Raw genomic sequence first — 8064 nt, forward strand, 5'->3', positions numbered from 1 at the left:
GACTTCGCCCGCGCCCCGGGCAGGCTCGGCGCCGCCGCCGGGCGCCTGCTCGCCCTGCGCGGCGCGACCCGCGACACCCATCTCGTCCTCACCGCCCTTCGCACCGCCGTCCGCGACCAGGGCACGGCGGACCCCGCCCTCGCCCCCCTCCTGGACGGCTCGGGCAGGCTCGGCATCGTCTGCGCCGCCCCCGTCGTCCGCCACGTCTACCGCGAGACCTCCTCCTCGCACCTGCGAGGCCGCGCCGCCCGCGCCCTCGCCGCCATCGACCCCCGCTTCGCGGCCGGCTTCGCCGTCGAATGCCTGTGGGACTGCGAGGAGTCCACGCGCGAACTCGGCGCCCTCCACGCCGAGACCGCCGACAGCCGAGTCGTCACCCAGCTCCGCCGCCTCGCCGCCGACCCGGCCGAGGAGGACGAGGTGCAGTCGGCGGTCCGCGGCCGCATCGGCCCGGACACGGCGGCGGCGTGACGGCTCGCGGGCGGGGCCTCACGCACCACGGCGACGGGCCCGCGGGCGGGGCGCCGGGTCAGCGCCCCGCCGAGTGCCCGGTCACGTGGCGGAGCCGCTGCGCACCGCACCTCGCGCCCCCGCCCACCCCGTCAACTCCCGCACCAGCCCCTGCGCGTCACGCGTCACGCTGATCTCAGGGCCGCCCCGCACCCGCTCGCGCCGCACCACCTCGTACCGCCCGTCCCCGAGCCGGCTCACCGCGGCCCACCACCGCGGGTCCGGCTCCTCCGGCGCGAGCACGACGAACCCGCTCCGCCCCCCGTCGAGCCCGCTGACCATCCGGAACAGCGCCTCCTCCGACGGATCGTCGACCCGCCCGCTCCCACTGACGGCCCGGTACTGCCCCACACCCATGACTGCCCCCTCCGACCTGCCCGATCCGGTTGCGCCGAGCATGGCACGAGGGTCTGACAGCGACGGGGACGGCGAGGGAGCGCCGTGCGCGAAGAGCGGTCCGACGCCGGATCAGTGCTCGGTGGCAAGCCACCGGACCTTGTCGTGCTCCAGCACGGCCGCCACCTCCGCCACGAACTCCGCGCTGAGCGGCGGAGCATTGAGGAAAGTGAGGCCGAGGTGGGCGAAGACCCACAGGTCGTCCTGCCACCTCCAAGCAGTCAGGGGCGTGGCGGTCCCGCAGAGCGGACAGCGCACCGCCCCGCTGCCGCCGGCGTACCAGCTCTCCAGTACGGGCGTCAGAGCCTTCTGGCAGCCGCCGCCCCCGGGCCACTCCCCGTCCGCGACCGCCCGGAAGCAGGAGGGGCACAGCGGATCGTCCTCCCCGCCGCTCCAGCCGAAGAACATCTGTCGCCCCGTCAGGATCTCTACTCCGTCGCACGGCTCGGCCGGACGCTCTCTCGTCACCCGTTCCCAAGCCGGACCGGCCACGTACCCTTGCTCCTGCGGCTCTGGCGCGAGCACCCGCTCCCCGATGAGCCACCGCAGCAGCGCGGGCCCGCGGGCCGCGGCTTCCTCCTCGGCCATACCTGCCGCGACAAGCGTCTGAAGATGATCGCCCATGTGTTCCCTCCTCCGTCCCCGTGCAGGTTCTCACCGGACCCCCGGACAGGGCGGACAGGGCACACCTCGCCGTAGCGGTGCCGGTGGTCGGCGTCGTCGCGTACCGCCCGCAACCCCTCGGCCATGACCGGGCGTCCCCCTCCCTGAAGGACGGCGACCACCACCCGGGAGTGCACGTGACGAAGAAGGACCTCGCGGCGAGCGAGAAGGACCGCGAGAAGTGGATGGCGCGTTTCCAGGTGCGACTGGCCAAGCAGCCGGGTGTGGACCGGGCGGTCGTGCTCCAGGCGGTCGAGGAGGTCACGACCCACTGCGCGGAGACGGGTGAGCACCCGCGGACCGCCTTCGGCGACCCGGACGCCTACGCCGAGCAGGCCGCCGCGCGGCTGGTGCCGAAGGACCGCGCGGCGCGCGCCAAACGCCGCAACGCCGTGGTGGACGCCGTCGGCACCGTGCTCGCGAAGGCGGGCGACTTCGCCGGCATGTGACCGGCGGACGCGCCGTCAGGCCCGGAGCGAGGGCCCCGCCGCTCCGCCGCGCGTGCCGCCCCCGTCCGAGTGATCCGCCCCCGTCCGCAGGCGTCGTTGCCCGGGCCCGCTCCGCTCCCGCGCCAGGGTGGCGGACGGTCGCGGCGAAAGGGCGGTGCACGGTGGCGGAGAGCCCGGGAGACAGCGGGGGAGCGGGGGCGCGGCAGGGGCCGTCGTCCGGGATTCCGCCGGTGCCGCTCAACGACGGCGAGGCACTGGAGATCGAGGCGCGCGGGCTGCGGGCGCGCGGGCCGCTCGGGACCGTCTTCGAGGGCGTGAACCTCCTCGTACGGCCCGCCGGGCTCACCGTCGTGGCCGGTCAGGGCGGTACGGGCCGCACCAGCCTGCTCCTCGCGCTCGGCGGTCGCTTCCGCACGAGCGGCGGCACCGTCACCGCCCGGCTCGGCGACACCCCCGTCGACCCGCTCCGCCACTCGGCCCTCGCCCGCGCCACGCCCGGCGTCGACCTCGTCCCGCAGTGGACGGCCCGCGAACACCGGGCCGAACGCGCGGCCATTACCCGTACGTTCAGCCCGCAGGCCCTCGAAGCCGCCGGAGAGGTCCTCGACTGCGCGCCCCCCGCCCGTACCGTCGTGGGACGGCTCCCCGCGCGCGACCGGCTGCTCTTCGCCGTGGCCCTCGCCGTCGCCGAGCGGCGCCCGGCCGTCCTCGTGGACGACGTGGACGCCGGGCTCGGCGGCACCGACCTGCGCGAGGTGTGGCTGCGTCTCGCGCGGCTCGCCGGGGCCGGGATCACCGTGCTCGCCACCGCCGCCGCGCCCCCGCCCCCCGACTGGGCGGTCCCGGTCGCCGCGTACACCACCCTGTCCCCGAGGACCGCCGCCGCCGACGTCGCGAGGAGGCCGTGATGCGCGTCCTGCGCCTCGCCCAGCTCGAATTCCGCCGCTTCCGGGGCCCGCTCTCCCGCCTCGTGCCGTGGGTGCTCGCGCTCGTCCCGCTGCTCTACGGCTCGCTCTACCTGTGGTCGAACTGGGACCCGTACGGACTTCTGCACCGCGTCCCCGTCGCGATCGTCAACGAGGACAAGCCCGTCGAGGTCCAGGGCCGCACCGTGGACGGCGGCGCGCGCATCGTCCGTGCCGTGCGCGAGGGCGGGAACTTCGACTGGCACACGAGCGACGCCGCCACCGCCCACGACAAGCTGAGGAGCGGCGACTACTTCTTCACCGTCACCGTCCCGCGCGACTTCAGCGCCGACCTCGCCAGCAGCCTGAGCCAGAAACCGCGCCGCGCCACCGTCCACCTCGAACTCAACGACGCCAACGGCTTCATCATCGGCAAAGCCGCCGACCAGGCACGCCTCGAACTGCAGAACCAGCTCTCCGCCGCCGCCCAGGAGGTCGAACTGCGGCAGGTCTTCGGGCAGGGCAAGGAACTCAAGGACGGACTCGACACGTCGGCGGCATCCGCGAAGGAACTCGCCGGCCAGGCCGGGAACCCGGCGACGACCGGACCGGGCCTCGAAAAACTCTCCCGGCAGCTCGCCCAGCTCTCCTCCGCCGTCCCGCAGGCACCCGAGGGCCGGGCCGCGAAGGAACAGGCACGGCTCCTCGCCTCGCCCGTCGACGTCACCTCCGCCAACCTCCACCCCGCCCACCTCTACGGGCGCGGCATGACTCCGTTCTTCTTCTCGATCGCGCTGTGGGTCTTCGGCCTCGTCGGCTACCTCGTGCTGCGCCCCTACAACCCGCGCGCCGTGGACGAGGGCAGACCCGCCACCGCGACCCTCGCGGGCTGGCTGCCCACCGCGCTCCTCGGCGTCCTCGGGGCGCTCGTCCTGTACGCGGTCGTCCAGCTCGGCCTGGATCTCGACGCCGAACACCCCTGGCTCCTCGTCGCCCTCCTGGTCGTCGCCGCGCTCTCCTTCGTCGCCCTCGCCCAGTTCTTCCGCGCCCTGCTCGGCTCCACGGGCGACCTCGTCCTCCTCGTCCTGCTGATGCTCCAGCTCACCTCGTGCGGCGGCCTCTACCCCGTCGCGACGACCCCCGCCTTCTTCCGCGCCCTGCACCCCGCCATGCCCATGACGTACCTCGTCGACGGCCTCCGTGTCACCATCTCCGGCGGTCAGGGCTCCACGCTGGGCCTCTCCTTCGGAGTCCTCGCGGCGTACGGAGCGGCGGCGCTGCTCGCGACGGGACTGGTACTGGCGCGCAGGCGACGCTGGAGCATGGGCCGGCTGAAGCCGGAAATCCAGTTCTGAGGAGCGAGGCCCTGGGCGGGAGTCCCGAAACCGGCCCACGGGACGAATCCGCATCTTCCGTACAACGCCCCGCGATACGCCGTTGTCCGCCCCACCCTCTACGCTGTTCCCCGTGACCTCGCCCGCCCACCCCCACTCCGCTTCCCCCCAGTTCAGCGCGTCAGCGCGCCCCGCTCCGGGCCCCGCCGCCGACGAAGGACTCGCGCGCCGCCTGCGCGCCCTCGCCTGCACCGCGCCCCTGCACGACCTCGACACCCGCAAGGCCAACCTCGCGGGCGAGTACACGCGGTACGCGATGGCCGAGGTCGCCCTCGCCGCGATCGATCTCGTCACCCTCCACATGGACTTCGACACGGGCGCGGACCACGAACAGATAGTGGCCAGACTCCTGCCGCGGGTCGGCGCGCAGGCCCCCGGGCGTCCCGTCGCCGAGCACGAACGGGTCGCCCGCTGGGTCCTGGAGAACCTCATCAACGTCGGCAGCGCCGACCGCGGCTTCCGCGCCGTCTACGGCACCTTCGCGCCCGACGGCAGCTACGTGCGCCGCGACTACGACTTCAAGCTCATCGAGGAGGTCCCCGCCGCCGGCGGCACCGTCTTCCTGCGCGCCACCGACGAGGCGGTCAACGTCCTCGTCGGCGCGCTCGACACGGACGTCACGAGCGCGCAGATCGCCGCCGAGGTCAAGCTGGAGGTCCTTATCAGCCGGGGCCGCCTCGCCGACGCGCAACTCGCCGCCGAACAGGCCCGCTACCGCACCGTCCAGTACGCCGAATCGCTGCGCCGCGCCCTGGAGTCCACGCGCCGCGACGTCCGCGCCGTGGACTGGCTGCACACCGTCCCCGACCTCATCGACGAAGCGCTCGGTCACGTCGCCGACCGCTACCGGCACGAGAACGCGATCCTCACCAACATCCGCAAGGCCCGCGACGAGTCCGGGGAACCCGAGAACAAGCGCCGCGCCGCCGAACTCGTCGACATCGTCAAGGACTGCATCCGCCGCCACACCCAGCTCCAGTCCCGCCTGCTCGAAGCCGGCCCGCTCTTCCGCGCCGAGCAGGACCGGCAAGCCTTCGCCGACCACTCGGGGCGCCCCGGTCTCGACCTGTACGGCCAGCTCCTCGCGCCGGTCATCACCCTCCCCGTCGAGGACGCGCTGCGCGTCACGGACGCGTGGTTCGCCCGCGGTACGGGGCTGCGCACGCCGGGCGCGGTACGGGTCGGCGACCTCGTCGAGCTGCTGCTGACCCCGCCCGCCGAGCGCGAGCACCTGGGCGCCGAGCTGCCCGAACCCGACCTCGTGGCGACCCCGGACGACAGCCGTTTCAGCGAAGAACAACTCGCCGTCGCCACCGCACTGCTGCGCCTGGAGCCCGAGGCCCCGCGCCGCCTCTCCGGGCTGCTCGCCGAGGCCCGCAGGAAGGCGCGCGAGAACGGCGGCGGCGACCACGAGGCACGCGAACTCGCCCGCCTCGTCACCCTCCTCGCCTTCCACGCCGCGAGCCCACCGGTCGGCACCGCGCACCGCCAGGGCGAGCCGAGCGTCCTGTTCGCCGTGGACGACGGCACCGCACTCGACGACCCCGACTTCGGCGGGGCCGACCTCATCGTCGGCACAGCCCTCCTGGAGGCGGCGAGCGCGGCGACGGAGGCCGCGTCATGAGCGGCGGCGCGCGGACGGGCCGCGGCGCGGCCCCCGCCCGTACCCGTCCCTCCCCCGTACACCGCGCCGCCGGGCGCCCCGCAGTCCCGTCCCCGAAGGAAGCACGACCGTGACCGAGTACGCCGCAGAACCCCCGTACGGCGAGGAGCAGGCCACCGAGCCGCGCTCCGCGGCGGCAGCGCCTGTCACCCCGGCCGACGCCGCCGACGCGGCCCGGCTCGTCGCCTTCGGCCTCCAGCCCAAGCTCCAGCCCGCCCGCGACGGCGAGTACACCGCGCTGCTGCGGCGCTACCGCGAGGACCCCGCCTTCGCGCGCCTCGCCGACGCCGTCGCCACCGGGCTCGGCCTCGTCGTCCTCGAAGTCTCCGAACGCGCGGGGATGGCCACCGCCGCGGCCGAGGACTCCGTCTTCGCCGTCCGCATGGGCGAGTACGCGCGCCGCGCCTCCACCGACACCGCCGACCGCTTCCTCCACGGCCTCGCCCACCTCAGCGTCGCCGCGCTCGCCTTCCCCCGGCCCGAGGACCTCGCCGACGACGGCTACATCGGACGGATCAGCGTCAACGGCGTCGACGCCTTCGTCCGCCAGGCCTGCCGCCGCATCGAGGAACGCGCCGAGAGCGCGGGCGAGAACACCGATCCCGCCACCGAGGCCCCGGGCCTCGAAGCCGCCTGGCGGGTCTGGGCGCGGCGCAGCGCCACGGGCGCGACCAAGGACGCCCGCCGCCTCGCCGGGTCCACGACCGGGATCGTCGCCAAGGCCGTCGGCTTCCTCACCGACTCCGGCTTCCTCCAGCGCACCGGGGACGACGGCGGCGGCACCTACCGCACGACGCCGCGCTACCAGCTCCAGGTGCGCGACCTCGCGGGAGGCGCCGCGATGGCCGAACTGCTCGAACTCGGCGTCGTACCCGTCGGCGACGGCAGCCCGAGCCTCGTCCCCGCCGCGCACACGGACGACCTCGACCTCGTCGCGGACGCGGGGCTGCCCTTCCACGGGTGACGTGCTCTGCGGGGCACGTCACCGCCGCCGACCGTCCGCCGCCACCTCGCGCCGTCCGCCGGCCGGGATGTTCATGACCGTCCGATCCCGGCCGATACTTCCCTTGTCGCCCCTCCACCGCTGCCGAAAGTCCGCACCATGTACGAGCTGTCCCGGGTCCGCCTCTACTCGATCGGCCCCGCCGGTGCCCGGTACGCCGACACCGTGCTCGATCTGCGCTCGGTCGGCGCCCCGGTCCCCGCTCCCGCCCCCGCCCAGGCGGAGTTCTTCGCGGACGAACCGGTCGGGCCGCCCCGCAGGCCCGCCCCGGCGGGCGTCCTCTTCCTGGAGAACGGCGGCGGCAAGTCCGTCCTGCTCAAGCTGATCTTCTCGGTCATGCTCCCCGGCCACCGCAACACCCTCGGCGGCGCCAGCTCCGGCGTGCTCCGCAAGTTCCTGCTCGCCGAGGACTGCGGCCACGTCGTCCTGGAGTGGCAGCACACGCTGACCGGTGAGTGCGTCGTTGTCGGCAAGGTCAGCGAGTGGCGCGGCCGCCAGGTCTCCAACGACCCGCGCAAATTCGCCGAGGCGTGGTACTCCTTCCGCCCCGGCCCCGGACTGAGCCTCGACTCGCTGCCCGTCGCCGAGTCCAACGCCGTCCGCCCCATCGCCGAGGGCATCTCGGCCGCGCGCGGGCGCCGCCGCACCATGAAGGGCTTCAGGGACGCGCTCGTCGAGGCGGGCAAGTTCTACACCCACCTCGACGTGCACTGGGAGGAGACCCACGAGCGCTGGACCGAGCACCTCGGCGAACTCGGCCTCGACCCCGAGCTGTTCCGCTACCAGCGCGAGATGAACGCCGACGAGGGCGAGGCCGCCGGGCTCTTCGCGGTCAAGAAGGACTCCGACTTCACCGACCTCCTCCTGCGCGCCGTCACCGACACGCGCGACACGGACGGGCTCGCCGACCTCGTCCACAACTTCGGCGGCAAACTCGGCCGCCGCTCCGAACTCCTCGCCGAACGCGACTTCACCGCCGGCTCCGTCGACCTCCTCGGCCGCATCGTCGACGCCACCGCGCACCGCGAGCGCGCCCGCGACATCCACGGCGCCGCCGCCCGCCGCGCCCGCGCGCTCGGCC

General features: G+C 74.5%; 7 protein-coding genes and 2 pseudogenes. 7 read left to right on the forward strand and 2 right to left on the reverse strand.

Annotated elements, in window-relative coordinates; translation table 11 throughout:
* Positions 1-471, forward strand: a pseudogene (locus tag G3I42_RS02550) (HEAT repeat domain-containing protein); the annotation flags it as partial.
* A gap of 81 nt (positions 472-552) precedes the next feature.
* Here G3I42_RS02550 and G3I42_RS02555 read toward each other — a convergent pair.
* A complete protein-coding gene (locus tag G3I42_RS02555; RefSeq protein WP_239096216.1) occupies positions 553-867 on the reverse strand; it encodes a hypothetical protein in 315 nt (104 codons plus the stop codon).
* Positions 868-978: 111 nt separating this feature from the next.
* Positions 979-1530 carry a hypothetical protein gene (locus G3I42_RS02560; RefSeq protein WP_164282219.1) on the reverse strand — a complete coding sequence of 184 codons (552 nt, stop codon included), beginning with the start codon at positions 1528-1530 and terminating at the stop codon, positions 979-981.
* A 224-nt stretch (positions 1531-1754) separates the two neighbouring features.
* Here G3I42_RS02560 and G3I42_RS02565 point away from each other — a divergent pair, with 224 nt between their 5' ends.
* The 6 genes and pseudogenes from G3I42_RS02565 to G3I42_RS02590 all read left to right on the forward strand — a co-directional run.
* Positions 1755-2018 carry a hypothetical protein gene (locus tag G3I42_RS02565; RefSeq protein ID WP_164282223.1) on the forward strand — a complete coding sequence of 88 codons (264 nt, stop codon included), beginning with the start codon at positions 1755-1757 and terminating at the stop codon, positions 2016-2018.
* Positions 2019-2248: 230 nt separating this feature from the next.
* Complete coding sequence (locus tag G3I42_RS02570) at positions 2249-2926, forward strand: hypothetical protein (protein WP_239096217.1); 678 nt, start codon at positions 2249-2251, stop codon at positions 2924-2926.
* Positions 2926-4278, forward strand: a complete 1353-nt coding sequence (locus tag G3I42_RS02575) for a YhgE/Pip family protein (RefSeq protein WP_164282220.1) — start codon at positions 2926-2928, stop codon at positions 4276-4278. The genes G3I42_RS02570 and G3I42_RS02575 overlap by 1 nt, the downstream gene beginning before the upstream one ends.
* 112 nt (positions 4279-4390) lie before the next feature.
* The gene (locus G3I42_RS02580) at positions 4391-5941 is read left to right on the forward strand and encodes a hypothetical protein (RefSeq protein WP_164282221.1); all 1551 of its coding nucleotides are present in this window, start codon (positions 4391-4393) and stop codon (positions 5939-5941) included.
* Positions 5942-6050: 109 nt separating this feature from the next.
* Positions 6051-6944: a hypothetical protein gene (locus G3I42_RS02585; protein WP_164282222.1), complete on the forward strand. Its 894-nt coding sequence runs from the start codon at positions 6051-6053 to the stop codon at positions 6942-6944.
* A 138-nt stretch (positions 6945-7082) separates the two neighbouring features.
* Positions 7083-8064 (forward strand): annotated as a pseudogene (locus G3I42_RS02590) (hypothetical protein); the annotation flags it as partial.

The sequence above is a fragment of the Streptomyces sp. SID11385 genome, from assembly GCF_010548245.1.
Lineage (GTDB): Bacteria > Actinomycetota > Actinomycetes > Streptomycetales > Streptomycetaceae > Streptomyces.

Bases quoted from the DNA above. Each gene is read 5' to 3' on its own strand.
- G3I42_RS02560 (WP_164282219.1), bottom strand. From the start codon at position 1,530: ATGGGCGATCATCTTCAGACGCTTGTCGCGGCAGGTATGGCCGAGGAG.
- G3I42_RS02555 (WP_239096216.1), bottom strand. From the start codon at position 867: ATGGGTGTGGGGCAGTACCGGGCCGTCAGTGGGAGCGGGCGGGTCGAC.
- G3I42_RS02575 (WP_164282220.1), top strand. From the start codon at position 2,926: ATGCGCGTCCTGCGCCTCGCCCAGCTCGAATTCCGCCGCTTCCGGGGC.
- G3I42_RS02565 (WP_164282223.1), top strand. From the start codon at position 1,755: ATGGCGCGTTTCCAGGTGCGACTGGCCAAGCAGCCGGGTGTGGACCGG.